The following is a 26,221-nucleotide window of genomic DNA, read 5'->3' as shown; positions in this document are numbered from 1 at the left end:
TTGAATTGTCAGAGAAACATTTAACTACAGAAGATTTTGATTATGATTTGCCCCATGAATTGATCGCCCAGACTCCTTTGAAGAAACGAGACGAGTCACGGATGCTGCTGTTGGATCATGTCAGCGGTGAATATCAGGATGATCATTTTTATAATGTTATCGATCAGCTTAATCCTGGGGATGCTTTAGTGATGAATGATTCACGGGTCATGCCAGCTCGTTTGTATGGTGAGAAGCCGGCAACTAACGGTCACTTAGAAGTTCTGCTGCTTAACAATACCGAAGGCGACCAGTGGGAAACACTGGTCAAACCTGCCAAAAGGGCTAAAGTTGGGACCGAGATCAAATTTGGCGATGGTGAGCTGACTGCTACTGTCACAGAAGAACTGGAGCACGGCGGCCGGATGATCGAATTTCATTATGATGGTATTTTTATGGAGATTTTAGAGAGCTTAGGTGAAACTCCGCTGCCTCCTTACATTAAAGGAAAGTTGGATGATCCAGAAATGTATCAGACAGTTTATTCTAAGGAAATTGGTTCAGCAGCAGCTCCTACAGCCGGCTTGCATTTTACTAAAGAACTTTTGCAAAAGATCGAAGATAAGGGTGTTAAATTAGTTTATTTGACCCTGCATGTTGGTCTGGGAACATTCAGACCTGTTTCTGAAGAAAACATCGAAGACCACAAGATGCACAGTGAATTTTATCGCTTAAGCGAGGAATCTGCGCAAACTTTGAACGAAGTGCGGCAAAACGGCGGTAAAATCGTGGCTACTGGGACAACAACGATTCGAACACTAGAGACGATCGGGACCAAGTTTAACGGTGAGATCAAGGCAGACAGCGGCTGGACTGATATTTTCTTGAAGCCCGGTTATGACTGGAAAGTTGTTCAAGCCTTTATTACCAACTTCCACCTGCCAAAATCAACATTGGTCATGTTGGTGGCTTCGTTTACAGGGCGGGAGAATATTTTAAATGCATACAAGCATGCCGTTGAAGAAAGATATCGCTTCTTTAGTTTCGGTGATTGCATGTTTATTTACTAGTCAATTAGATGCAAGATTATTTGGCAAAAAATACAACTCGCGTTTCACAGTTAACGGGGGACGTTTGTTTAGGAATAGGATGGAAATTTAATGAGTGAAGCGGCAGTTAAATACCGTTTGATCAAAAAAGACAAGCATACCGGTGCGCGCCTGGGTGAAGTGACGACCCCGCACGGCACCTTCCAAACACCGATCTTTATGCCGGTCGGTACACAAGCGACCGTTAAATCGATCGCGCCAGAAGAATTAAAAGAAATGAATGCAGGGATCATTTTATCGAATACCTACCACCTCTGGGAGCGCCCCGGCGATGACATTGTCGCTGAGGCAGGCGGCTTACACAAATTTATGAACTGGGATCGGAGTATCCTGACTGATTCCGGCGGTTTTCAAGTCTTTTCGCTTGCCAAGCTGCGGGATATTTCGGAAGAAGGGGTTCATTTTCGCAGTAATTTAAATGGTGCCCCGTTATTCTTATCACCAGAAAAAGCGATCCAGATCGAAAACAATCTGGGGGCAGATATCATGATGAGTTTTGATGAATGCCCGCCTTTCTTTGAAAGTTATGACTATATTAAAAAATCTGTTGAAAGAACTTCACGGTGGGCTGAACGCGGCCTTAAAGCACACCAGCGGCCAAATGATCAGGGATTGTTTGGTATCGTCCAAGGAGGCGGCCACAAGGATCTGCGCCAGTTAAGTGCAAGAGCCTTAACTTCTATGGATTTTGCCGGGTATTCGATCGGCGGTCTGTCTGTTGGTGAATCAAAGGCTGAAATGAATCATGTTCTCGAATTTACGACTCCGATGCTGCCGGAGAATAAACCCCGCTACCTGATGGGAGTTGGTTCGCCGGATGCCTTGATCGATGGGGCGATTCGTGGGATCGATATGTTTGACTGCGTGTTGCCGACACGGATCGCACGCAACGGGACCTGCATGACATCTCATGGGCGCCTGGTAGTTAAAAATGCCAAGTTTGCGCGTGATTTTCGTCCTTTGGATGAAAACTGCAATTGCTATACTTGTCGCAACTATACCCGCGCTTATTTACGGCATTTGTTTAAGACCAATGAGACTTTTGGCCTGCGTTTAACGAGCTACCATAACTTGTACTTCCTGTTGGATTTGATGCGTCAGGTCAGAGAAGCCATCAAAAATGATGAATTGCTTGATTTCAAAGAGGCTTTTTTTGAACAATATGGTCTAAATCGAGAAAACCCCAAGAATTTTTAATTTTTTATCAAGATAGCTAGTCAGCAAACAAGTTTTCTGATACAGTAAGTATTGTATATTAAGATGGGAGCGAATAAATAGATGTATATGTTGGGTGCAGGTGCAGGCGCTGGTGGCGGCTTGTCAACAATTTTGATTTTTGTGGTCTTTATCGGGTTGATGTATTTCATGATGATCCGTCCACAAAAAAAGCAGCAAGATAAACGTAAACAAATGATGGATTCCATGAAAAAAGGCGACTCTGTAGTCACGATCGGCGGTCTTCATGGTGTGATCGATAGTATCGATGACGCAGATAAGACTGTCACATTGGATTGTGATGGTGTTTACTTGGTATTCAATCGTTCTGCGATCGGCCGGATCGTTGATCAGCCTGCAGCTCAAGCTCAGGCTCCTGTTCAAGATGATACGGAGAATACAGATTCAGAACAACAGACAAGTGATGAGCAAGAATCAGCAAATAATGATGATTCACAATCAGATGATCCTGAAAAATAAGTAACACTTAACGGCTTTTCTTCTGCTTTGTCAGCAGAAGGAAAGCTTTTTTTATTGGGGGAGTAATTGCTCACAAGTACTTTTGCTTTAGTTGCCGCTAATAATTTGCTAAAATTAAGCAACAGATTCAATTATGAAAGGGAGAAATCAAATGCAAATCACAAGACATGATGAACCGCTTCAAACAATCGGAGACCCGCAAAAAGTGGGCGAAAAATTACCAGAATTCACATTAACAGATGCAGTTGGGCAGACCGTAGCGTCCAAGGATCTGCTAAATAAACCTACCTTGATCAGTGTTGTTCCTGATATCAATACCCGTGTTTGCAGTATTTCAACCAAGAGGTTTAACCAGGAAGTTGACCAGTATCCTGAAATTAACTTTTTGACGATCTCAACTAATACACCAGAACAGCAAAAAGACTGGTGTGCTGCAGAAGGTGTCGCTAATATGCAGCTTTTCTCCGATCAGGAGCTGGATTTCGGTAAAAAGACAGGTCTCTACATTTCTGAGGCAGGGGTAGATTCACGCAGTATCTGGGTCGTTGACCAAGCTGGAACGATCGTCTACCAGGAATTAGTGCCAGAAATGACGCATGAGCCAAATTATGCAGCAGCTTTAGGCTTTATTTCCGCCCTGTAAAAACGAATATTTTAGCAAAAGCTGTGAAAAAAGCACTATCAAAGATTAAAATTCAATAAGAATTTTGAGCATCAAAATGATTTCGAAAGAGCAAAAAAAGATAAAGCAAGATTAAAGATTAGGTATTGCTTATCCAACTATAAGAGATTCAAACGATAAAAACGTTTGAATCTCTTTTGTTTTATGGATTTTATGCCGATTATAGACATTTAATAGGCATCTAGATCCGCTTAAATTTGAGGGGTTTGCAACGTTGATATTATTTATCTATAAATATTTGACACTTTTGTTGACCTGTAATATTATTCTTTCATCGAATAGTTTGATGTTCGAAATTCTTTTTGAGTGAGGTGGCAAGATTGAAAATCATGGGTGCCCAAGAGATCATGGAAATGATCCCCAACCGCTATCCGATCTGCTACATCGATTATGTGGATGAGTTGGAGCCGGGAGAAAGGATCTTGGCAACCAAAAATGTCACGATCAACGAATCTTTTTTTAGAGGCCATTTTCCTGGCGATCCGGTCATGCCGAGCGCACTAATTATTGAAACGCTCGCCCAGGCTGCTTCGATTTTGATATTGAAGTCACCGGAGTTCGCCGGAAAAACCGCGTACTTAGGTGCGATCCGCGATGCAGATTTTCAACAAAAAGTCCGTCCTGGGGATGTGCTGAAGTTAGAAATTCAGATGGTCAAGAAAAGGGCCAATGTTGGGATCGTTCAGACAACAGCCCAGGTTGATGGTGCAACCGCCGTTGCTGCGGAATTGATGTTTGTTGTCGAGGAGACTGGTGAAAAAGTCTAGCAAACGTGCGGATTTTAGTTTGAACGCCAAGATGTTTGAACGGCAAACAAAAAGGATGGTAATGTGATGGACGAAAAAAATCAAATAATCAGTGATTCTCTTGTTCGGATCTATACCAACATCTTGCGGATCGAAGAAAGTGCTTTGCGAAAGAGTCAATTTAATAATCTGACTATTCAAGAAATGCACGCGATCAATGCGATTTCTATGTACGATCATAAGACTGCATCAAGAGTGGCTAAAGAGCTGCACCTGACTCCTGGGACACTGACCTCCACGATCGATCGTTTGACGAAAAAAGGTTATGTTGAACGGATCCGGTCCGAAGATGACCGACGTGTGGTTCGGTTGGGCTTGACGAGGAAAGGCCGGGTTGAGTACCGTGCACATGCCGCCTTTCATGAAAAGCTGGTCAAAGGTTTTTTACAGGGCTTCGATGAAAAGGAAGTTCAAGTCATCCAAAGGGCACTAAAAAATTTAGAAGAGTTTATGAATGAACATTCTTGATGATGGAGAGACACGATGGAAAAAATGAGGATCGTAGAGACCGCGAGCTATGTACCAGACAAAGTTGTGACCAATGATGACTTGAGTAAGATCATGGACACATCTGATGAATGGATCACGGCACGAACGGGGATCAAGGAGCGTCGGATCAGTTTAGGTGAAAACACTTCGGACTTGTGTACTAAAGCCGCACTTAAGCTGTTAAAGCAAAGCGGCTGGTCGGCTGAATCGCTAGACATGATCATTGTCGCCACAATGTCACCGGATTCATATACTCCGGCGACTGCAGCAATCGTCCAAGGAAATATCGGCGCTAGCCATGCTTTTTGCTTCGATATTTCAGCCGCATGTTCCGGTTTTGTCTACGGCATGCAAACAGCTGCTCAATTTTTAAAGCAGGATTGGCCCTTGAAGATCTTACTGCTGGGTGGTGAGGTTTTATCCAAGGTCATCGATTGGAGTGATCGTGGGACTGCTGTTTTATTCGGTGACGGTGCAGCAGGAGTCTTGCTGGACAACCAATATTCAGCTGACTCGGGTCTGTTAGCCAGTGTGCTTGAAACCTATGGTGACCAGCATACAAAATTAACTGCTGGCCAGACGAAGCCTTTATTGGAATTTCCACCCCAAAGAGCTACTCAGATCTCACCGTTTGAGATGGATGGACAAGCAGTCTATAAGTTTGCAACGCATGCGGTCCCGAAAACAATTTTAGCGGCTTTGAAACAGGCTGAACTTAGTCTTGAAGACGTTGATCATTTTGTTTTGCACCAAGCTAACGCGCGGATCATTAAGGCAATTGCCAAACGACTGCATCAGCCGCTTGAAAAATTTCCGATCAACATTCAAAAGTATGGGAATACTTCAGCAGCAAGCGAGCCGTTATTATTAGATGAACTGGTTGCAAGTCAGCAGATCAAGCGCGGAGATATTATCGTTTTAAGCGGCTTTGGCGGCGGGCTGACAGTTGGAACACAAATTATTAAATATTGAAACAATGAGCAATTTGCTCACAAAAATAAAATAAAACTTAGGTAATTTAAAGGAGAAAATATCATGACAGAACAAGAAATTTTACAAAAAGTACAGGCGATCGTGGTTGATGAATTGGACGTTGAAGAAGCAGATGTGACTTTGACTGCTGATATCAAAGATGATTTGGATGCTGATAGTTTGGATGTTTTTGAAATCATGAACGAATTAGAGGATGAATTAGATATCAAGCTGGAAGCCAGTGAAGATGTTAAGACCATTCAAGACGTTGTTAACTACGTCAAAAAAGAAGTAGACGCAAAGACTGAATAAACTGAGGTGAATAAGGATGGGGAAAACGGCAGTCCTGTTTAGCGGACAAGGTTCACAGTATAGTGAGATGGGACTTGACCTTTACGCCAAGGATCCTTTATTTAAAGAAACACTCGACCAAATCAACGAGCAGATCGCAGGCTTTGACTTACTGGATGTTTTAGCAGACCGTGCTGGACAACTGGCGCTGACTAAATATCAGCAGCCGGCGATCGTGGCCTTGAGTCTTGGATTGTACGCGATGGTCCACAGAGACTTGCCGGAGCTAGAGATTGGCGGAATGGTCGGCTTGTCCTTAGGTGAATATGCTGCTTTGATCGCGGCACGGGCACTCCCGCAGGAACAAGGGATCCAGGCGCTGGAAAAAAGGGCTCAGTTGATGCAGCTTGATGCCGACGAAAGCGACTCTAAAATGGCTGCCTTGTTAAAACCAGACGTTGCGCAAATCGAAGCGATCTGTCAAAGTATGCAGGCAAAAGGAAAAATCGTAGCGGTTTCTAACTACAATTCTCCCAAACAAGTTGTGATCGGCGGACAGTCTCAGGCGGTAAGTGAAGCTTTGACCGAGATCCAGGCACAAAAAGCAGCTAAAAGAGTGGTTGAGTTGCCAGTCTCAGGCGCGTTTCATACGCCATTGTTTGCAAATGCCAGTGCCAAAATGGCGCCCGTATTAGCCAAACTCAACGTAGCTGACCCGGTCGTTCCGGTGATCAGTAATACGACTGGTCAGCCATTTAGCCGGCAAAATATTGCTCAGACCCTTGTTGATCAGATCGTGTCGCCGACACATTTTGCCGACTGTCTCTCTTATCTGATCGAAAACGAAGGTGTTGACACAACATTGGAGTTAGGACCAGGTGCAACGTTAACTCAGTTTGCCAAGCAAGTTGATCGTAAGCTGGTACGCTACCAAGTAGAAAACTACGAGACTTATCAGGCTTTTTTGGATGAAATACGAGGTAATTAAATGGAGCTAGCAGGAAAAACAGTCTTTATCAGCGGATCCTCGCGTGGAATTGGTAAGCAGGTCGCTTTAGCTTTTGCCAAAGCCAAGGCGAATGTGATCTTAAATGCCCGCACTGAGATCTCACCGGAACTTGAAAGTGAAATTCGCTCGTACGGGGTTGATTCTCTGAGTGTCTTGGGTGACATTTCTCAAGCAGAAGATGTCAAACGAATGGTCAAAGAAGCCTATGCAGCATTTCCACAGATCGATATTTTGGTCAATAACGCTGGGATCACGAATGATAAATTGCTGATCGGCATGAAAGAGGACGATTTCCGCTCGGTGATCGATGTTAACCTGGTGGGAACTTATGCGATGACGCGTGCCTTTTTACGCAAAATGAACAAGCAAAAATCTGGTGTGATCATTAACATGGCTAGTGTGGTCGGTTTGCACGGCAACATTGGCCAGGCCAACTATGCAGCCAGCAAAGCTGGTGTGATTGGTTTGACCAAGACAGTCGCTAAAGAAGGCGCCTTGCGCAATATTCGCTGCAATGCGATTGCTCCCGGGATGATCGAGAGTGACATGACTTCAGTCTTGAGTGAAAAAGTCAAAGCTGAAATTTTGACTGAGATCCCTCTTAAACGGTTGGGCGATCCGACAGAAATTGCACAGACGGCAATTTTCTTAGCTCAAAACGACTATATTACTGGTCAAGTGCTCAGTGTAGATGGCGGCATGTCGATTTAGGACAAGATTAAAAATATTTGAAAAAGAAGGCCATTACACGAGTGTCTAGGGATGAATTTGTTAACAGACTTCGGTGAAATGGTCTTTGTCCTTAAAAGAGCAGCAAATCGCTGCTCATAGAAGTAACAGACGAGGAGAGTGAAGTATGACTAGAGTAGTAATCACTGGTTTAGGTGCAGTAACCCCGCTGGGCAATGATGCCCCAAGTTTTATGCAGAATGTCTTAGCCGGCAAATTAGGGATCGACGCGATCACTAAATTCGATGCTAGTGAAACAGGCGTGCATGTTGCGGGTGAAGTCAAGGACTTTGACATTAAAGAAAGAGTCGGTAAAAAGGCTGGCAAACGGATGGATCTGTTTTCACAGTATGCCGTGCATAGTGCATTAGAAGCAGCTGAAAATGCAGGGATCTCTGAGGGAAATACCGATCCTTACGAAATGGGAGTGATCTATGGTTCCGGCATCGGCGGATTGACAACGATCGAAGAACAAGTTATCAAGATGCATGACAAAGGACCGCAAAGAGTTTCACCAATGTTCGTTCCGACCTCGATCGTGAATATGGCAGCTGGTAATATCTCGATCCGTTTAGGGGCTAAAAATATCTCGACTTCGATCGTCACGGCTTGTTCTTCCGGGACTAATGCGATCGGTGAAGCATATCGCCAAATCAAAGAAGGACGTGCTCAAGTAATGATCACGGGCGGCTCGGAGGCCTCGGTCAATGAAATTGGCATCGCCGGTTTCGCAGCCTTGACTGCCTTAACAACGGAAGCAGACAAAAACAAAGCTTCATTGCCTTTTGATGCTCATCGTTCTGGCTTTGTTATGGGTGAGGGCGGAGCAACCTTGATCTTAGAGAGCCTGGAACACGCACAGAAACGCGGCGCAAAAATTTTAGCTGAAGTGGTTGGCTATGGTTCAACATCCGATGCTTACCATATGACCTCGCCTGATCCGTCCGGCGAAGGTGCTGCACGTGCGATGTCGCAGGCGATCGCTGAGGCGCAGATCACCCCGGCTCAAGTTGGTTATATCAATGCACACGGAACAGCTACTGTAAGTAATGATTCCAGCGAAGCACATGCCATCAACCGGGTCTTTGGTGAAGATAGCCCAGTCAAAGTCAGTTCAACTAAGTCAATGACAGGTCATCTGCTAGGCGCAGCTGGAGCAATTGAAGCGCTCGCGACGATCGCTGCTTTGCAGACGGGTACGATCCCGCCTAATATTGGCCTGACAAAACAGGATCCTGAGTGTACAGTCAACGTAGCCGCTACCAACGAAAAGGTGCCTGATTTGGAATATGCGATCAGCAACTCATTTGGTTTTGGCGGACACAACGCAGTTTTAGCTTTAAAAAAATGGAGTGATTGATCAGTGGAATTCAAAGAGATCAAAGATTTAATGAATGAATTTAATTCCTCCAACACCAGAGAAATGGAAATTTCGACTGAAGGATTTCATATTCATTTGAGTAAAAATGAAAATTCCTTTCAAAACGACAATGCAGCTGGAGTTACATCGGCTGCAGCACCAACGATCGTGCAGCACGCGCAGCCTTTGCCAGAAGAGGAAGCTCCGGTTGAAAAGAAACAGGGTACGGTGATCACAGCCCCGATGGTTGGGACCATCTATCTCAAGCCTGATCCGGATAAAGCATCCTATGTGACAGTGGGTCAAAAAATCGCTGAAGGCGATGTGATCTGTATTATTGAGGCAATGAAGATGATGACCGAGATCAAGAGTGAGGTTGCCGGCACGATCAGCGAAGTCTTGGTTGCTAATGAAGAACTGGTCGAGTACGATCAGCCGCTTTTCAGAGTTGAGGAGGATTAAGATGACAGTATTAGATTCGACCCAGATCCAAGAGATTATTCCGCACCGCTACCCGATGCTTTTGATCGACCGGATCGATGAATTAGAGCCTGGGAAAAGAGCAGTTGCACTTAGAAATGTGACTGTGCACGAGGAGATCTTCCAGGGGCATTTTCCAGGCAATCCGGTCATGCCGGGTGTCTTGATCGTCGAAGCACTGGCACAAACAGGTGCAGTTGCGCTGTTGACCTTAGATGAATTTAAAGGCAAGACCGCGTACTTTGGCGGGATCAAGTCGGCTAAATTCCGCAAGGTGGTACGCCCTGGCGATCAAATGCGTTTAGAAGTCACACTTGAAAAAATCAGAGGCAGTGTTGGTTTAGGTAAAGCGGTTGCGACCGTCGACGGGAAAAAAGCCTGCACCGCTGAGATCACATTTATGATTGGGGATTAACGATTAGAATGTTCTCGAAAGTATTGGTAGCAAATCGCGGCGAAATTGCGGTTCGGATCATCCGGTCTTTAAAAGAGCTCGGGATCAAATCAGTCGCGATTTACTCGACCGCAGACCAGGAAAGTCTGCATGTGCAGTTGGCCGATGAGGCGGTTTGTGTTGGTACGGCGCGGCCGCAAGATTCATATTTGAATATGAAAAATATCTTAGCTGCTGCAGTGGGAACTGGAGCACAGGCGATCCACCCTGGATTTGGTTTTCTTTCAGAAAACAGCCGGTTTGTTGAAATGTGTGAAGACTGTGGGATCACCTTTATTGGGCCGCGGTCCGAAACTATCGATTTGATGGGAAACAAGGCTAACGCGCGCACGCAAATGCAAAAAAGCGGCGTGCCGGTGATACCCGGTTCGACCGGCTTCTTAAAGGATGCTGAGGAAGCTGAAAAAGTTGCCAAAAAAGTCGGCTTTCCAGTTTTGTTAAAAGCTGCAGCTGGCGGCGGCGGCAAAGGAATTCGGCGGGTAGATGATGAAGGAAGTTTGACGGCTGCTTATCAAGAAGCCAGCCGTGAAGCAGCAAGTGCTTTCGGCGATGGCCGAATGTATTTGGAAAAAATCATGAATAACGTCAAGCACATCGAAGTCCAAGTCTTTTGCGATCAGCAAGGAAATGCGGTTTATTTCCCGGAACGTGATTGCTCGGTCCAACGCGGTAAGCAGAAGATGATCGAAGAAAGTCCGTGTTCTTTGGTCACGGAGCAAAAACGGCAGGAGCTGGGGGAGATCGCGTTACGTGCAGCCACAGCAATTGATTATTTGAATACCGGTACGATCGAGTTTTTGATGGATCAAGACCAGCATTTTTATTTTATGGAAATGAACACACGGATCCAAGTAGAACACACTGTGACTGAAATGGTCACAGGTATTGATCTGGTCAAGGCGCAAGTTAAAGTTGCAGCCGGTGAGGCGTTGCCTTTTAAACAAAGTGAGATCAAGCTGCAGGGTGCAGCAATCGAATGCCGGATCAACGCCGAAGACCCGAGCAAGAACTTCTTTCCGTCGACCGGAAAAGTTGATTACTTGTATGTGCCAGTCGGCAATTTAGGAATGCGAATGGATACTGCCTTATATGCCGGCTGCCAAATCTCGCCTTTCTACGATTCTATGATCGCTAAGTTAATTGCACAGGGTCCAAATAGACGCGAGGCGATCGAAAAGGTCAAACGTCTGTTAGACGAAATGGTTATTTCTGGGATCACGACCAACCAGAAGTTTTATTTAGACCTCTTGGAAGACCCGACATTTAAAGAAGGAACTGTCACTACGGAATATGTAGAACAAACATTTTTACCAGATTGGAAGAGAAGGGATAGTCATGCAGCTGTTTGATGAACTGAAAACACTGGGCCAGAAACATATTAAGGCGGATAAAAAAGCGCAAGAAAGTGTTCCTAGCGGAGTTTGGCTTGCGTGCCCTAAATGTCAGCAATCAGTCTACCATAAAGATTTAGGCCGCTATTCGACTTGCCCCAATTGCGGTTATGGTTTTCGCATTAGCAGTCGCGACCGGTTAGAGTGGCTGGTTGATGATTTTACAGAATTTGATGCAGACCTGCAAACCAAAGACCCATTAGACTTTCCAGACTATGATAAAAAATTGCAAAAAGCCGCGCGAGCAACCGACCTGAATGACTCAGTCTTAACAGGGAAAGCTCGGATCGGTGAGCAAGAATTTTATTTAGGCATCATGGATCCGAAATTTATCATGGGCTCATTGGGAACGGTCACTGGTGAAAAAATTGCTCGTCTGTTTGAATATGCGACTCAGGCTTCCAAGGCGGTCGTGTTATTTACTGCTTCTGGCGGAGCGCGAATGCAGGAGGGAATATTTTCCTTGATGCAGATGGCGAAGGTTTCGCAGGTTGTTAAAGAGCATTCTGAGGCAGGGCTGTTTTATTTGACCGTACTCACCGATCCGACGACTGGCGGCGTCACCGCGAGTTTTGCGATGCAAGGCGACATAATCTTAGCTGAGCCCCATGCGCTGATCGGTTTTGCGGGTAAACGGGTGATCGAGCAGACCATGCATCAAAAAGTTCCTGAAAACTTGCAAGACGCAGAGAACATTTTAGACCATGGCTTTATCGATGCAATTGTTGCCCGAAAACAAGAGAAGGATACGATCGAATGGCTGGTCGAGATGAACCAAGAAAAAGGCGGTGAAAAGTTATCGTAAGTTTGTTAAAGAAGAAGCCGCGGTCTGCGGGAGAAATCGTTGTCGCTGCACGTGATGCCAAAAAAATTACCGGTCAAGAATTATTAGCAGAATTGTTTCCGGATTTTATGGAACTCCATGGGGATCGCGCTAACGATGATGATCCGTCGATCGTTGGCGGTCTAGCTCACTTTGATGGCCAAGCGGTGACGGTTTTGATAATCGATAAGGGAACATCGGCTAAAGAACGGATCGCCAAACATTTTGGCAGTCCAACTCCGGCTGCATATCGTAAATCATTACGGCTGATCAAGCAAGCTGAAAAATTTCACCGGCCGGTCTTGGCTTTCGTGAATACAGCCGGTGCCTATCCCGCGGCTAGCGCTGAAGAGCAGGGTCAAGGGGAAGCCATTGCGCGTAATTTGTTTGAAATTGCAGACGTCAAGGTGCCCTTTTTGACAGTGATCTATGGTGAAGGCGGCAGCGGCGGTGCCTTAGCTTTAGCTTGCGGCGACCAGGTCTGGATGAGTGAAAATTCGATGTACTCAGTTCTTTCACCAGAAGGCTTTGCATCTATCTTATGGAAAGATGCTAATAAAGCTGATGAGGCAGCAGAAGTCATGCAGCTAACACCAGAAGCCCTGCTTAAAGCCGGCGTGATCGAAGGAATTATTCCTGAACCAGGAGCCAAGAAGCGTTTTTGCCGCAATATCAATCAGGTCTTGCACAGGGAACTGAGCAAATTACAGGCTTTATCAACGGCTGAGTTATTAAAGACGCGGCATGCTAGGTATCGCAAGTTTTAGTTATTATAGAGACATAATTATCAATTTGCCGAAGAAAGATATTGCTATGGTAGACCGGCAGAAAAAAATAATGATGAGAGAGGATCATTTTTATGGGAAATTTATTGGAAAACAAAAAAATCTTAGTCATGGGTGTTGCTAATAAGCGTTCGATTGCTTGGGGCTGCGCTAATGCGCTTGAAGAACAGGGCGCTACTGTCATTTATACTTATCAAAATGAACGTATGAAAAAAAGTGTCAGCAGACTAGTTACTGATGAAGAGCGTTTGATCGAATGCGATGTTGCTCAAGACGAAAGTATCGAGCAGGCCTTTGCTGAGGTCAAAAATCGTTTCGGCAAGTTAGATGGGATCGTTCACGCGATTGCTTTTGCCAATAAAGAAGAACTAGCCGGCGATATTCAAAATACAAGTCGGGAAGGCTACGCTTTAGCTAATAATATTTCATCATATTCATTGCTTGCCGTGGCTCATTATGGGCAAGAGCTGTTAAATGATCCTGCCAGCATCGTTACCTTGACTTACTTTGGTTCAGAAAGAGCGATCCCAAATTACAATGTCATGGGTGTAGCTAAGGCGGCTTTGGAAGCCAACGTGCGTTACTTAGCCCGGGATATGGGTAAATACGGCGTGCGCGTCAATGCGATCTCTGCCGGTGCAGTCAAGACTTTAGCTGTGACAGGCGTGAAAGATCATTCCAATCTTTTGCAGGAATCTCAAGACCGGACAGTTGATGGTGCTTCAGTTACAACCAAAGAAATCGGTGGAGCATGTGCTTTCTTAATGAGCGACCTCTCTACTGGTGTAGTTGGAGATACGATCTACGTCGATAAGGGTGTTCATTTGATCTAGTAAAATACTATCACGCCTGATACTCGTTTTTTTGCGGGTGTGAGGCGTTTTTCTTATGGCAGAAAAGCGAGAACTTAAGATAAATAAAAAAGTTTTAATTAGATAAGCCCCAAATTAGTCCGAATAAATTAAAAAATGCTATAATGAAAATACGATAAAAAAATTAGGAAAGCGGTGCGCGACAAAATGACAAGTGAACAGAAGTCGTTGTTTATTATCTTCGGAGGAACTGGGGATTTAGCACAGCGCAAATTATATCCATCTTTATTTAACTTATACAAACAAGGTTACCTTAAGGAAAATTTCGCGGTGATCGGTACGGCACGGCGGCCTTGGACCAATGAACGTTATCAGCAGATCGTACGCAATTCGATTTCAGGCATGGAAATTACTGCACGGCAGGCCAATGAATTCTCGAGTCATTTTTATTACCAGTCACATAACGTTAATGACACACAGCATTATGAGACTTTGCGTCAGTTAGCTGATGAGTTAGATAAAAAGTATGCGATCAACGGGAACCGTGTCTTTTACTTGGCAATGTCGCCGCAATTTTTCTCAACGATCTGCGAGCATGTTAAGACGCAAGGACTTGTAACTGACAACGGCTATAATCGTGTCGTGATCGAAAAACCATTTGGCCGCGATGTCAAAAGTGCTGTTGAGTTGAATGACAGTATCAATCAATATTTCCCAGAAGATGATGTCTACCGGATCGATCATTACTTAGGCAAGGAAATGATCCAAAGTATTCCAGCATTAAGGTTCAGCAATAATATCTTCAATGCTCTGTGGAATTACCGCTACATTGATAACATTCAGATCACCTTGAGTGAAGCACTCGGGGTCGAAGAACGGGCTGGTTACTATGAAAATGCTGGGGCATTACGGGATATGGTTCAAAATCACATCCTGCAGACAGTTGCTTTGCTGACCATGAACGCGCCAACCATGTATACAGACGCTGATATTCGTAAAGAAAAAATCAGCGCTTTGAAAGCTTTGCGTGTCTACGATCAAGCAGGGGTTAAGCAGAACTTTGTTTTTGGGCAATATGGAGCCGGCAATGGGCAGGCTGCCTATCGGGAAGAAAATCAAGTTGCACCAGATTCCAAAACGGAAACCTTCGTAGCTGGGAAAATCTTTGTGGACAACATGAGTATGGCTGGGGTGCCGATTTATGTTCGAACTGGTAAGCGGCTAACAACTAAGAACACGCAGATCGATGTGGTCTTTAAAAATGCCCCGTACAATATTTTCGGCGAAGATCAGTTGAAACGTAATATTTTAACTTTTAAAGTTGACCCGAATCCAGGCATGGAATTGCGTTTGAACGGCAAGAAAGTCGATTTTGACCAATACAGCATTCAAAGCATGCACTTGAAACATGAACATGGAGAAGAGATCCAATCTAAGATGCCGGTTGGATATGAGAAATTACTCTATGATGTTTTACAAGGAGATACAGCCAGCTTTTCACACTGGGATGAGGTTTACTATTCATGGCGGTTTGTCGATGCAATTCGTCAAGGCTGGCAGAAACAAGCAGAAGGCCAGATCGATCTTTATCCGGCTGGATCGATGGGGCCCAAGGGAGCCGATGATCTGTTGGCTGCAGACGGCAATCAATGGCATTTCCGTCCAGATCAAGGCTGATTAGACTAAATAATGTTAAAATAACAGTAGCGAATATTGCTGCTGTTTTTTTGTTTTTGCAAGCAACAAAATATGACAAGGTAAAGGGGGGCCAAGCTGTGAAAGAGCGAAAAATAATTCATATCGATATGGATGCTTTTTATGCTTCAATTGAAATGCGCGATGATCCCAGCTTGGTCAAGCGTCCGTTGGTCATTGCCCGTGATCCGCGCAAAACCGGCGGACACGGTGTGGTTGCAACTGCGAACTATGTTGCTCGCAGTTATGGGATCCATTCTGCTATGAGCAGTCAGGAAGCATTGAAACTCTGCTCTCAGGCCTACTTTAAAGATCCAGATTTTAAAAAATACCGGGCAGTTTCTTCACAGATCCATGAAATTTTTCATGAGTATACTGATAAAATTGAACCGGTCGCCTTCGATGAAGCATACCTGGATGTCACTGAAAATAAAAAACAGCTCAATTCTGCCATAGATTTGGCATGCATGCTGCAGCAAGAAATTTACAGCAAGGTTTCTTTAACCTGCTCGGCTGGGATTTCTTATAATAAGTTTTTGGCCAAATTGGCTTCTGACTACCGCAAGCCAGTTGGAATCACGGTTGTCCGGCAGGATGAAACGAAAGAATTTTTATTTCCTTTACCAATCGAAAAATTTCGGGGAGTCGGAAAAAAGACAGTTCCCAAAATGCATGATCTCGGAGTTTTCACGGGCAAGGACCTTTACCAGTTGACTGCCTCGGAGCTGATCGGACACTTTGGCAAAATGGGCTATGTTTTTTATCACAGGGTCCGCGGCATTGATGAACGGCCGGTAGAATGGCAGCGTGAACGAAAATCACTGGGCAATGAGAGGACCTTTGACCAGCCCCTGACTGATAGTCTGGCAGTAGACAATTTTTTAAAAAAGAGTGCTGCTCGATTGGCACAGGAGTTGGAGCAACGGCAAAAACACGGCAAAACTTTAGTCCTCAAAGTCAGAAATTCTGCCTTTGAGACGACTACCAAACGGATCACCTTAGATGATTATTTGCCTAATGAGACAGAAACTTTTGAATTTTACGGTAAAAGCTTGCTGGAGCAGATCCAAGATCCTGAACATTATGACATTCGACTTTTAGGCTTGACCGTGACTAACCTTGATCCTTTGGAGTATGAAAATATTGTTTTGCCTTTGTGGAAATAAAAAGCAGGATATCAACAAGATTGTTTTGAAAATACCGGATAAAAAATGTATAGTTAACTGTTAAGCACTTTGATCAGGTCGGCCAGCCGATCTGAGAACAACGAAATTGTAATTAATAGATAATATAAGGAGCACTTTTATGTCCATCCAAGAGAAAATAATTGAACAGATCCGTCAGTATGATACGATCCTGATTCACCGTCACCAGCGGCCAGATCCAGATGCGATCGGCTCGCAGTGCGGTTTAGCTACGATTTTGCGGGAAAGTTTTCCCAATAAAAAAGTTTACCAAGTTGGTTCAGCGGCTAAAGGTCTAGCCTGGATCGCGCCTGAAGAACAGGTCGAGGACCAAGTCTATCAGGATGCGTTGGTGATCGTGGTCGACACTGCAAATACACCGCGGGTCGATGATCCACGCTATACCAAGGGCAAGATGATGATCAAAATCGATCATCACCCAAATGATGATGATTTTGGCGACTTGAAGTGGGTCAAACCACAAGCATCGAGTACTTCTGAGTTGATTTTCGACCTGGCTGAAGCGTCACACGGAGAGTTAAAAGTCTCGGCGGCTGCGGCGCGCATGTTATATGCTGGGATCGTTGGGGATACTGGCCGTTTCATGTATGATGCGACTACACCGCACACGATGCGTGTTGCGGCTGCATTAATGGAACGAGATTTTGATGCAGCGGCGATCAATCGGCGCTTAGATGATATTGAACCCGCTGTTGCACGGCTTTCCGCATATGTCTGGGAAAATATGCAAATTACTGAACATGATGCTGCCTACATTATTTTGACCAATGAGATCTTGGCTAAATTTGAGTTGGGAGATGCTGGAACAGCTGGGATCGTACCGTTACTTGGCAAGGTTTCAACGGTCAAATGCTGGACGATTTTTGTGCAGCAAAAAGACGGGTCTTATCGTTTGCGGATCCGCTCTAAAAAAGCTATTATCAATGAGCTGGCCAAGGAATATGACGGCGGCGGACATCCGCTGGCCAGTGGAGCAACCTTGAAGGATGGCTCAAAGATCAAAGAATTCGTCCAAAAACTCGACCAGATTGCTGCCACTGAAATAGGAGAACAAAATGACCAATAATTTTACTGACTATCATTTCAAACCATTTATTGAGCAGGCCATTGAAGAATTAGGCTTTACTGAGCCGACTATCGCACAGCAACGCCTGCTTTCGCCGATCATGCACCAAAAAAATGTTGTCGGGCAGGCGCAAACGGGCAGCGGTAAGACCCATGCCTTTTTGCTCCCGATTTTTAATGAGCTCGACCCTAAAGTGCATGAAGTTCAAGCGGTAATTACCACCCCGAGCCGCGAGTTAGCTTATCAGATCTATGCAGCGGCAAAACAAATCGCAACGCAAGCACCAGAAGAGATCAGCCTTGCTAACTACGTCGGTGGGACCGACAAGAAAAGACAAGCAGCTAAGTTGGAGCGGCACCAGCCGCAAATCGTGATCGGAACACCAGGGCGGATCTTAGATCTGATCAAGAACGGAGACCTTGATATTCACTTGACGCGCCACTTTGTCGTTGATGAAGCCGATATGACTTTGGATATGGGCTTTTTGAAAGATACTGACGCAATTGCTTCGGCCATGCCGGAAAATCTGCAGATGCTGGTCTTTTCAGCAACTATCCCGGAAAAACTCCAGCCATTTTTAAGAAAATATATGAGCAACCCGGTGACAGTTGTGGTTGAGAATCAAGCAATTATCAGTCCGACAGTTGATAATTGGCTCTTGTCGACTAAAGGCCGTGATAGGAATCAGTTGATCTATCAGCTTTTGACCTTGGGTGAACCGTATCTGGTCCTGATTTTTACCAATACTAAAGAACGAGCAGATGTCTTGACAGATTACTTGCGTCAGCATGGTTTGGAAGTTGCTAAGATCCACGGCGGCTTGCAGCCCAGAGAACGGAAACGGGTCATGAAAAAGATCCATAACCTTGACTATCAGTTTGTTGTGGCGACTGACCTTGCAGCACGTGGGATCGATATTGAAGGAGTCTCACATGTCATCAATGATGATCTGCCGACCGACTTAGAATTCTTTGTTCACCGTGTTGGGCGGACAGGAAGAAATAATATGCCTGGCACAGCAATTACCTTATATGGTCCGGATGATGACAGTAAGGTAGCCGAACTAGAAGAGATGGGGATCACTTTTGCGCCTAAGGCTTTGCGCAACGGTGAGATCGTTGATTCCTATGATAGAAAACGGCGTGTCAAACGCAAACATCGCCATGATGCCATGGATCCGTCTTTACGTGGGATGGCTAAAAAAGAAAAAACCAAGCATAAGCCTGGCTATAAAAAACGCATTAAGTATGCCATCAAGAAGGATCAACAACAAAAACGGCGGATCGAGTCCCGCGCCAAGCGGCGTGAGGCAAAACGCAAGTAAGCGTCGAAATGGTCCGTTTGCACACTGTCAACTTATTCAAAATAATTGTCACAGTTCGTTTTATTTAGTTTTTGGCGAAAGACTCTCGACTTTAGTCGGGGGATGGATAGCCGTAGTGTGCTTGCACGCTAATTTCACAAAAAAATAGTCAGGACTTGCTTTGAACTGACAGTGTGCTATCTTAAATTAAAAGGTGGTGAAATCAATGACTTTGAAAGCTTTTAAAGTGCGTCTATATCCAAATCAAAAGCCAATTAAACAAATTAAACAGACCTTTGGTTCAACTCGTTTTGTGTGAAATCAAATGTTAGCTATGCAAAGTGCTCGCCACAAAAACAACTCTCATGCTAGTTATCAAAATGAGTTTGCTATGAATAACCTGCTGAAAGCACTCAAGACAGAATATCCGTGGTTAAAAGACGTGGACGCTACTGCCCTGCAAGCAGCCAACGGCAATTTGCACGACGCTTTTCAGCGTTTTTTCAACAAGGAACTAAGTAATGGCTTTCCACGCTTTAAAAGCAAGAAAAACTACGCACAAAGCTACACTTCTAAAGCGGTTAATCAGAATATCAAGGTCATTGACGAGCACCACTTGAAGCTGCCTAAATTAGGTCAAGTCTATTTCCGTGCCGGGCGTATTTTGACCGGCAAAGTTAGACGGGCAACCGTCCGGATCAACTCGCAAGGTCAATATTACGCCACAATTTTGATTGAGGGCGAAAAATAAGCTCTCAAACCAAAAACAAAGCAGGCTGTCGGTATTGACCTTGGTTTAGATAGCCTCATGATTTTGTCCAACGGTCAGAAAGTCAACATGGTACATTTTGACACTGATGCAAGGAAACAGATTAGAGTGTGGGAACGCAAGATGGCACGTCGCCGACGAAATGCACTCAAGGAAATTGCCTTTGATAAGCACGACAAAGTGCTGTTCCCACGCACTAGCTTGCGTCAGTTTCCACGTTACCAGCAGGCACGACGAACGGTGGCAAAACTCAAACGGCAGGTCAGTGATCGTCGAAACGATAAACTGCAAAAGCTGACCACGCAATTAGTCCAAGATTTCGACGTGATTGTCGTGGAAAAACTCAATACGCAGGGTATGTTGAAAAACCACCACCTTGCTCGTGCAATTTCCAACGCTGGTTGGGGAAAATTAGTTACCATGTTGCAATATAAGTGTGACTGGTACGGCAAGCAACTAATCATGGTTGACCCGAAATACACTAGCAGGATATGCAGTGCTTGTGGTCAGAAAAACCACCAATTTGACGGTCTAAGTCAGCATGAATGGTTAGCCGTCCGTGAGTGGCAATGCCCGACTTGCGGCACTCACTTAGACCGTGACATTAATGCTAGTCAGAATATCCTCCAACGTGGACTAGCACAAATCACACCAATTAAAGCACTAGCATAAACTAGTGATCGTAAAAAAATAAGGCATGGAACGTGCCTTGGTAAATAGCAGTGACCGCTATCTTTTTAGAGAAATCTAACTGACAAGTTTGCTGTGTTCCCAGAATCCACCCTTTTTAAAGGGTGGTAGTTCAAGATTGACTTTTAACCAAGAAATAACTATACTTTGTATTTGTGAATGCATATTGGGATATGCTTGTTGAACTAGGCATTAAAGAGAGGCTCCGGCTGCTGGAAGGGGCTATGCGCGTTGAATGAGTGCTGCCCGGAATAAATTTAAATATCAGCTCATAAAGAGGCATACGATAAACATCGTTGCAAGCAAGGTGGTACCGCGCATTTCGCGTCCTTGTTTTGCAACGGTGTTTTTTGTCCTAATATTGTCTGCTCTTTTTCCAGCTGTTTGTCAATGTCAGCTCAAAGAAAGACTAAACCATTTCAGTCCCACATTGTGCTTATTAGAAAGGAAATTTTAAATGAAAGAATTATCTAGTGCCCAAATTCGGCAAATGTATTTGGATTTTTTCAAGACTAAGGGTCATGATGTCTTGAAGAGTGCTCCGCTTGTCCCGCAAGATGATCCGACTCTGCTCTGGATCAACTCCGGTGTTGCCACAATGAAGAAATATTTTGACGGTTCAGTTGTACCTAAGAACCGCCGTTTGACTAGTTCTCAGAAATCTATTCGGACCAATGATATCGAAAACGTCGGTCACACCGCCCGGCACCACACGCTCTTTGAAATGTTAGGCAACTTCTCAGTTGGCGACTACTTTAAAAAAGAAGCGATCGCTTGGGCTTGGGAACTCTTGACCAGCCCAGACTGGTACGCTTTAGATCCGCAAAAGTTGTATGTGACAGTTTACCCTAAGGATCAAGATGCTAAAAAGTTGTGGGAAAAGGTCGGTGTCGCTCCTGATCATATTTATGAAGTGGAAGACAACTTCTGGGACATTGGTCAAGGACCTTCCGGACCAGATTCAGAGATTTTTTATGATCGTGGGCAAGCAATGAACAATTTAGCAGAAGATGATCCTGAAAGTTATCCAGGTGGTGAAAATGAACGCTACCTAGAGATCTGGAACATTGTTTTTTCAGAGTTTAACCACAAACCAGACAACACTTACGAGCCATTGCCGCATAAAAACATTGATACGGGGATGGGACTCGAACGAGTAGTTTCAGTTTTCCAACATGCTAAAACCAACTTTGAGACAGACTTGTTCATGCCGCTGATCGAAAAGACCGCTGAATTTTCAGCACAGCGGAAATATGGAAAAGAAGAGAACGATGATGTTTCTTTTAAGGTGATTGCTGACCATATTCGTGCAATTACATTTGCGATCGGTGATGGCGCACTGCCGTCAAACGATGGCCGGGGCTATGTCATTCGCCGACTGATCAGGCGCGCGGTCATGCACGGTAAAAAGCTGGGTATCGAAGGGCCTTTCTTGTATCAGTTAGTTCCAGTCGTGGGTCAGATCATGCAGTCGGCTTACCCTGAAGTCTTAGATCAGGCTGAATATATCGAAAAAGTTGTCAAAGACGAAGAAAAACGTTTTAATGTGACCTTAAAAGACGGTTTAGAATTGATGGATAATTTAGTTTCTTCGACCAAAAAAGAAGGTCAAGATACTTTGCCTGGCAAACCTGTTTTTAAGCTCTATGACACTTATGGATTCCCCCTAGAACTGACTCAGGAATATGCTGCCGATAACGGATTGAAAGTTGATCAGGCAGGCTTTGAAAAGGAAATGGAAGCTCAAAAGCAACGGGCTCGTGCCGCTCGCAGTCAGGCTAAATCAATGGGAGTTCAAGACTCATTGCTGATCGATATTAAAACAGACAGTGAATATGTTGGTTATGAAAAACTCGCAGCAGACGGGATTTTAAAAGATATTATTGTCGATGACCAGCTTAATCAACAAGTTGCAGCCGGGACAGCGAAGATGATCTTCTCACAGACTCCGTTTTATGCGGAAATGGGTGGACAGGTTGCTGATCAAGGCGTGATCAAGGACCAAGACGGTCAAGTTGTTGCTCAAGTCGTTGATGTACAGCATGCACCAAATGGTCAGAATCTGCATACTGTTAAAGTTCAGGCACCAATGACTGCCGAAACTGAGTACCGTTTGGCAGTCGATGTTAAACGGCATAATAAGGTCAAAAAGAACCATACCGCAACTCACTTGCTGGACCAGGCATTACGTGATGTTTTGGGGGAACATACTCATCAGGCGGGCTCATTGGTTGAACCGACCTATTTACGCTTTGACTTTACCAATATGGGCAATGTCACTCCAGAACAGCTCGCTCAGGTGGAAAAGATCGTTAATAACAAGATCTGGGAGAATATCTCTGTTACAACGACGGTCACGGACATTGAGACCGCACAAAAAATGGGCGCAATCGCATTATTCTCAGAAAAATACGGTGACGTGGTCCGAGTTGTTTCAGCCGGTGACTACTCGCGTGAATTCTGCGGAGGCAATCACGTTGACAATACGAGCGAGATCGGCCTATTTAAGATCACCTCTGAATCCGGGATCGGCGCAGGAACTCGCCGGATCGAAGCGGTCACTGCACGGGAAGCCTTCGAATATTTGGAAAAAAGAAATCAACTCTTACAGAAAACTGCAGCTGATTTGAAGGCTGCCAACGTTCAAGATGCACCAAATAAGGCCTTAGCCCTGCATGAAAACTTGAAGACCTTGGAAAACAAGGTCCAAAGTTTAGAAGCGAAGTTTGCCAGCCAGCAGGCGGCTGATATTTGGCAGAATGTTCAAGAAGCCGGTGCACACACGGTGATTGCAGCTGAAGTTAATGTTTCGGGGATGGATCAATTACGGCAATTGGCTGACCAGTGGAAAGCAAAACAATATTCAGAAGTTTTGATTTTAGCTACTCAGACAGGCGAGGGCAAGGTCAACTTGCTGACCGCTGTTACACAGGATGCGATCAAACAGGGTATTAAAGCCGGTGATCTGATCAAACACATCGCTCCTAGCGTTGGCGGCGGCGGAGGCGGTCGGCCAGATTTGGCACAAGCCGGCGGAAAGAAGCCTGCGGGGATCAACGCTGCTTTGAAACAAGGAATTGACTGGGTCGCTTCACAAGGATAATGTGAAAAAATGAGCTGCCCGCCAAAACTAAATTTCATTTTTATCTCTAAATGATTACGTCTTTATTACAAAAGTTTACACTTCATTGTTACCATTACATTGTTCTAGTAGAATTACTGTAAGAGTAACTTTAAAAGTGGAGGTGCAGGGAAATGAGTTCGTTGGACAAAACAAGATACTTTGATTTTGATGACAAAAGTCCAAAAGATGTTCATGATACCTTGGAGACTGTTTACCGTTCATTGGAAGAAAAAGGATATAATCCCATTAATCAAATAGTGGGGTACTTATTGTCAGGAGATCCTGCGTATATTCCACGTTTAAATGATGCACGTAATTTGATCCGCAAGCATGAACGTGATGAGATCATTGAGGAATTAGTTCGCTCGTACCTTAACAAGGAGGATCACAATTAGTGGGACGTATTATGGGTTTGGATGTCGGCTCGAAAACTGTCGGAGTCGCAGTCAGTGATGAACTTGGTTGGACAGCTCAAGGAATTGAGATCATTCCGATCGATGAACAGGCTGGAGAATTTGGCTTAGACAGGGTAGCTGAGCTGGTGGAAAAATATCAAGTCCAAGGTTTTGTGCTTGGTTTACCGAAAAACATGAATAATACCCTTGGTCCTCGGGTCGAAGCGAGTCAGGCATACGGGGAACTCTTGCGCAAAAAGTTTGCCTTTCCGGTTGATTACCAAGATGAGCGCTTAACTACGGTTGAAGCCGAGAGAATGTTAGTTGAGCAAGCAGACACTTCACGACGTAAACGCAAAAAAGTGATCGATAAACTGGCGGCAGGGTTGATTTTACAAAATTACCTTGATCGGCAGGGAAAACTGGTCAAAACACTCTAAGAAACGAGGCACACAAAATGAGCGAAAAAGATATGAACGATGAAAATAAAATTACCTTAGTCGATGATGATGGCAACGAAACTAGCTATGATATATTGTTTACATTTGATTCAGAAGATTATGGCAAGTCCTATATCTTGTTAGTACCAGCGGATGCTGAACCTGAAGAACAAGTTGATGTGCTAGCCTTTTCCTATGATCCTAACCAAGACGAAGAGGGCGAGGATTTCGACTTAAATGAGATCGATGATGACGCCGAATGGCAAATGGTCGAGGATGTTCTAGATACGTTCTTAAACGATGAAAACATGCAGTAAGCAAGATAACTATTAGAGGACAGCAAGCCAAATATTGCGCTTGCTGTTTTTCTTTTGCCGGTTAGATTACACGCTTTGATCTCCAAATGAAGTTGAATATTGTCTAAAAAAGCTGGTGGGCATCATAAAGAATGGGGCTTTTATGCTAAAATATAATTTGTGAACCATAGCGGTGAATGGAGGAGCACGAATGTCTGCAGATAAAAAAAGATTCAAATTAAATATTGCGGGAAAAAATTATGTTGTGATCGGCGACAGTATACCGGAACACATGCAAACAGTGGCTCGGTTAACTGACGAACAGCTCAAAGAGATCATGCATTCCTTACCGCAGATCAAGCGAGAAGATGCAGCTGTCTTGTTAGCATTAAATGCAGTGTCTGATCAGATCAAAAAGCAAAATGAATTGGATAAATTAAAAGAAAAAAATGACAACCAAGAACAGTAGGTGAGAAGATGCTGGTTTCACTGATAATTTTGCTGCTATTAGTCTTGGGATTTCGTTATGGTCTCAAGCGAGGTTTAGCTCAAACTTTGGTGAGTTTGATCGGCTATGTGCTTGTCTTGCTTGTAGCGCTCTATTTTTCCAGCCCGCTGGGAGATTTTTTAGCGAAATATATGCCTTCTTTGGAACAAAGCCAAGGCCAGCAAGCGACTGGGGGAGGTATTACGGGGATCTTCTATAAGATCCTGGCCTTTTGGATAGTTGCTTTGCTGGCTGGGATCGCCTTACGGATTTTTAACCGTTCAGTTCTCTCCATCACAAAACTACCGGTGATCTCACAGTTTAATGCGTTGGCAGGCGGTTTAATTTGGCTCTTGGCGACTTATGTGATAATTTTTTTCGGGCTGCTCTTATTAGCATCCAGTGAGTTGGATCAGATCAAGCTCTCATTAGAAAACTCGCAGGTGGCTGAGTTTATTTTACAGGAAACACCGCTGTTTTCTTCGCAGCTGGTTCAATACTGGCAGGAAATGAGATAAAGAGGCGAGTTAAAGACATGTGGTTTTAAGTCAAGAGGAAGTGATGAATAATTGCAATTAATTTTCTAAAAAAATCAGATTTTAGGCGCACTTTAACAACCCTCAAAAGAATAATTTTTAAAAAGTTGAGGTTAAAGCAGGTGTATCTAAAAGCTTGAAACAGTTATTTTTGAACTAGACCACTTCTTCCGATTGATAAATTTGGTGTCTGCTTAGTAGGTAGTAGATCACCCTGATTAGTTTTCGAGCGGTTAAAGACAAGGCTCGTTTACGTGGTGCATTTTTGATCTCGGACATCTTGTTATCAAAGTACTTCTTAAAGACTGGATCATAGCGAATTATTGAATTGGTGGCTTCAATCAAATAA

Annotated in this window: 27 protein-coding genes and 2 pseudogenes; 28 read left to right on the top strand and 1 reads right to left on the bottom strand. The window is 44.3% G+C overall.

The annotated features are described in order from the left end of the window. Positions 1–5 precede the first annotated feature (5 nt). The 28 genes and pseudogenes from queA (at position 6) to LFYK43_RS05130 (ending at position 25,854) form a co-directional block, all read left to right on the top strand. Positions 6–1,049, top strand: a complete 1,044-nt coding sequence (gene queA, locus LFYK43_RS05265) for a tRNA preQ1(34) S-adenosylmethionine ribosyltransferase-isomerase QueA (protein ID WP_124976129.1) — start codon at positions 6–8, stop codon at positions 1,047–1,049. A gap of 90 nt (positions 1,050–1,139) precedes the next feature. Further along, positions 1,140–2,285 carry a tRNA guanosine(34) transglycosylase Tgt gene (gene tgt / locus LFYK43_RS05260; protein WP_124976127.1) on the top strand — a complete coding sequence of 382 codons (1,146 nt, stop codon included), beginning with the start codon at positions 1,140–1,142 and terminating at the stop codon, positions 2,283–2,285. A gap of 81 nt (positions 2,286–2,366) precedes the next feature. Beyond that, complete coding sequence (gene yajC / locus LFYK43_RS05255) at positions 2,367–2,783, top strand: preprotein translocase subunit YajC (RefSeq protein WP_439957206.1); 417 nt, start codon at positions 2,367–2,369, stop codon at positions 2,781–2,783. Positions 2,784–2,934: 151 nt separating this feature from the next. Beyond that, entirely contained in the window at positions 2,935–3,426 is a 492-nt protein-coding gene (tpx, locus tag LFYK43_RS05250; RefSeq protein ID WP_124976125.1) for a thiol peroxidase, read from the top strand. A 359-nt stretch (positions 3,427–3,785) separates the two neighbouring features. Continuing rightward, complete coding sequence (gene fabZ / locus LFYK43_RS05245; protein WP_124976123.1) at positions 3,786–4,232, top strand: 3-hydroxyacyl-ACP dehydratase FabZ; 447 nt, start codon at positions 3,786–3,788, stop codon at positions 4,230–4,232. A 66-nt stretch (positions 4,233–4,298) separates the two neighbouring features. Further along, positions 4,299–4,739, top strand: a complete 441-nt coding sequence (locus LFYK43_RS05240) for a MarR family winged helix-turn-helix transcriptional regulator (protein WP_124976121.1) — start codon at positions 4,299–4,301, stop codon at positions 4,737–4,739. A gap of 15 nt (positions 4,740–4,754) precedes the next feature. Further along, complete coding sequence (locus LFYK43_RS05235) at positions 4,755–5,732, top strand: beta-ketoacyl-ACP synthase III (RefSeq protein WP_124976119.1); 978 nt, start codon at positions 4,755–4,757, stop codon at positions 5,730–5,732. A gap of 63 nt (positions 5,733–5,795) precedes the next feature. Further along, the gene (locus LFYK43_RS05230) at positions 5,796–6,044 is read left to right on the top strand and encodes an acyl carrier protein (RefSeq protein ID WP_124976117.1); all 249 of its coding nucleotides are present in this window, start codon (positions 5,796–5,798) and stop codon (positions 6,042–6,044) included. A gap of 16 nt (positions 6,045–6,060) precedes the next feature. Beyond that, the gene (locus LFYK43_RS05225) at positions 6,061–7,011 is read left to right on the top strand and encodes an ACP S-malonyltransferase (RefSeq protein WP_124976115.1); all 951 of its coding nucleotides are present in this window, start codon (positions 6,061–6,063) and stop codon (positions 7,009–7,011) included. Next, positions 7,012–7,743: a 3-oxoacyl-[acyl-carrier-protein] reductase gene (gene fabG, locus LFYK43_RS05220; RefSeq protein WP_124976113.1), complete on the top strand. Its 732-nt coding sequence runs from the start codon at positions 7,012–7,014 to the stop codon at positions 7,741–7,743. A 145-nt stretch (positions 7,744–7,888) separates the two neighbouring features. Further along, complete coding sequence (fabF, locus tag LFYK43_RS05215; protein ID WP_124976111.1) at positions 7,889–9,121, top strand: beta-ketoacyl-ACP synthase II; 1,233 nt, start codon at positions 7,889–7,891, stop codon at positions 9,119–9,121. Positions 9,122–9,124: 3 nt separating this feature from the next. Continuing rightward, positions 9,125–9,583 carry an acetyl-CoA carboxylase biotin carboxyl carrier protein gene (gene accB, locus LFYK43_RS05210; protein ID WP_124976109.1) on the top strand — a complete coding sequence of 153 codons (459 nt, stop codon included), beginning with the start codon at positions 9,125–9,127 and terminating at the stop codon, positions 9,581–9,583. A 1-nt stretch (position 9,584) separates the two neighbouring features. After that, the gene (gene fabZ / locus LFYK43_RS05205; protein ID WP_124976107.1) at positions 9,585–10,016 is read left to right on the top strand and encodes a 3-hydroxyacyl-ACP dehydratase FabZ; all 432 of its coding nucleotides are present in this window, start codon (positions 9,585–9,587) and stop codon (positions 10,014–10,016) included. A gap of 8 nt (positions 10,017–10,024) precedes the next feature. Beyond that, positions 10,025–11,404 (top strand): acetyl-CoA carboxylase biotin carboxylase subunit, encoded by a 1,380-nt coding sequence (gene accC / locus LFYK43_RS05200; protein WP_124976105.1) that lies wholly within the window; start codon positions 10,025–10,027, stop codon positions 11,402–11,404. Then, the gene (accD, locus tag LFYK43_RS05195) at positions 11,391–12,251 is read left to right on the top strand and encodes an acetyl-CoA carboxylase, carboxyltransferase subunit beta (RefSeq protein WP_124976103.1); all 861 of its coding nucleotides are present in this window, start codon (positions 11,391–11,393) and stop codon (positions 12,249–12,251) included. The genes accC and accD overlap by 14 nt, the downstream gene beginning before the upstream one ends. Positions 12,252–12,253: 2 nt before the next feature. Beyond that, entirely contained in the window at positions 12,254–13,036 is a 783-nt protein-coding gene (gene accA / locus LFYK43_RS05190; RefSeq protein WP_124976101.1) for an acetyl-CoA carboxylase carboxyltransferase subunit alpha, read from the top strand. 92 nt (positions 13,037–13,128) lie between these two features. Continuing rightward, positions 13,129–13,887, top strand: a complete 759-nt coding sequence (gene fabI, locus LFYK43_RS05185; RefSeq protein ID WP_124976099.1) for an enoyl-ACP reductase FabI — start codon at positions 13,129–13,131, stop codon at positions 13,885–13,887. 186 nt (positions 13,888–14,073) lie between these two features. Next, complete coding sequence (gene zwf / locus LFYK43_RS05180; protein WP_124976097.1) at positions 14,074–15,543, top strand: glucose-6-phosphate dehydrogenase; 1,470 nt, start codon at positions 14,074–14,076, stop codon at positions 15,541–15,543. 98 nt (positions 15,544–15,641) lie between these two features. Beyond that, on the top strand, positions 15,642–16,727 hold the full coding sequence (dinB, locus tag LFYK43_RS05175; protein ID WP_124976095.1) for a DNA polymerase IV: 1,086 nt from the start codon (positions 15,642–15,644) through the stop codon (positions 16,725–16,727). Between the two features lie 139 nt (positions 16,728–16,866). Then, positions 16,867–17,832, top strand: coding sequence for a DHH family phosphoesterase (locus tag LFYK43_RS05170; RefSeq protein WP_124976093.1), 966 nt, complete (start codon positions 16,867–16,869; stop codon positions 17,830–17,832). Next, positions 17,822–19,156 carry a DEAD/DEAH box helicase gene (locus LFYK43_RS05165; protein ID WP_124976091.1) on the top strand — a complete coding sequence of 445 codons (1,335 nt, stop codon included), beginning with the start codon at positions 17,822–17,824 and terminating at the stop codon, positions 19,154–19,156. Before LFYK43_RS05170 ends, LFYK43_RS05165 begins: the two co-directional genes overlap by 11 nt. Positions 19,157–19,361: 205 nt before the next feature. After that, a pseudogene (locus tag LFYK43_RS05160) lies at positions 19,362–20,576 on the top strand (RNA-guided endonuclease TnpB family protein). A gap of 475 nt (positions 20,577–21,051) precedes the next feature. Next, a complete protein-coding gene (gene alaS, locus LFYK43_RS05155) occupies positions 21,052–23,697 on the top strand; it encodes an alanine--tRNA ligase (protein ID WP_124976089.1) in 2,646 nt (881 codons plus the stop codon). A 152-nt stretch (positions 23,698–23,849) separates the two neighbouring features. After that, entirely contained in the window at positions 23,850–24,113 is a 264-nt protein-coding gene (locus LFYK43_RS05150) for an IreB family regulatory phosphoprotein (protein ID WP_124976087.1), read from the top strand. Further along, positions 24,113–24,553 carry a Holliday junction resolvase RuvX gene (ruvX, locus tag LFYK43_RS05145; protein ID WP_124976085.1) on the top strand — a complete coding sequence of 147 codons (441 nt, stop codon included), beginning with the start codon at positions 24,113–24,115 and terminating at the stop codon, positions 24,551–24,553. The genes LFYK43_RS05150 and ruvX overlap by 1 nt, the downstream gene beginning before the upstream one ends. Before the next feature lie 17 nt (positions 24,554–24,570). Then, positions 24,571–24,870, top strand: a complete 300-nt coding sequence (locus LFYK43_RS05140; RefSeq protein ID WP_124976083.1) for a DUF1292 domain-containing protein — start codon at positions 24,571–24,573, stop codon at positions 24,868–24,870. A 190-nt stretch (positions 24,871–25,060) separates the two neighbouring features. Beyond that, the gene (locus LFYK43_RS05135; RefSeq protein WP_124976081.1) at positions 25,061–25,318 is read left to right on the top strand and encodes a cell division protein ZapA; all 258 of its coding nucleotides are present in this window, start codon (positions 25,061–25,063) and stop codon (positions 25,316–25,318) included. Positions 25,319–25,326: 8 nt separating this feature from the next. After that, entirely contained in the window at positions 25,327–25,854 is a 528-nt protein-coding gene (locus LFYK43_RS05130; protein WP_124976079.1) for a CvpA family protein, read from the top strand. 174 nt (positions 25,855–26,028) lie between these two features. Here LFYK43_RS05130 and LFYK43_RS12820 read toward each other — a convergent pair. Then, positions 26,029–26,221, bottom strand: a pseudogene (locus LFYK43_RS12820) (IS110 family transposase); the annotation flags it as partial.

Origin of the sequence: Ligilactobacillus salitolerans (assembly GCF_003864415.1) — a bacterium.
In the GTDB taxonomy this organism is placed as follows: Bacteria; Bacillota; Bacilli; order Lactobacillales; family Lactobacillaceae; genus Ligilactobacillus; species Ligilactobacillus salitolerans.
Note: the sequence above shows the minus strand (reverse complement) of the source record. Positions and strands in the feature narration are given on the sequence as shown.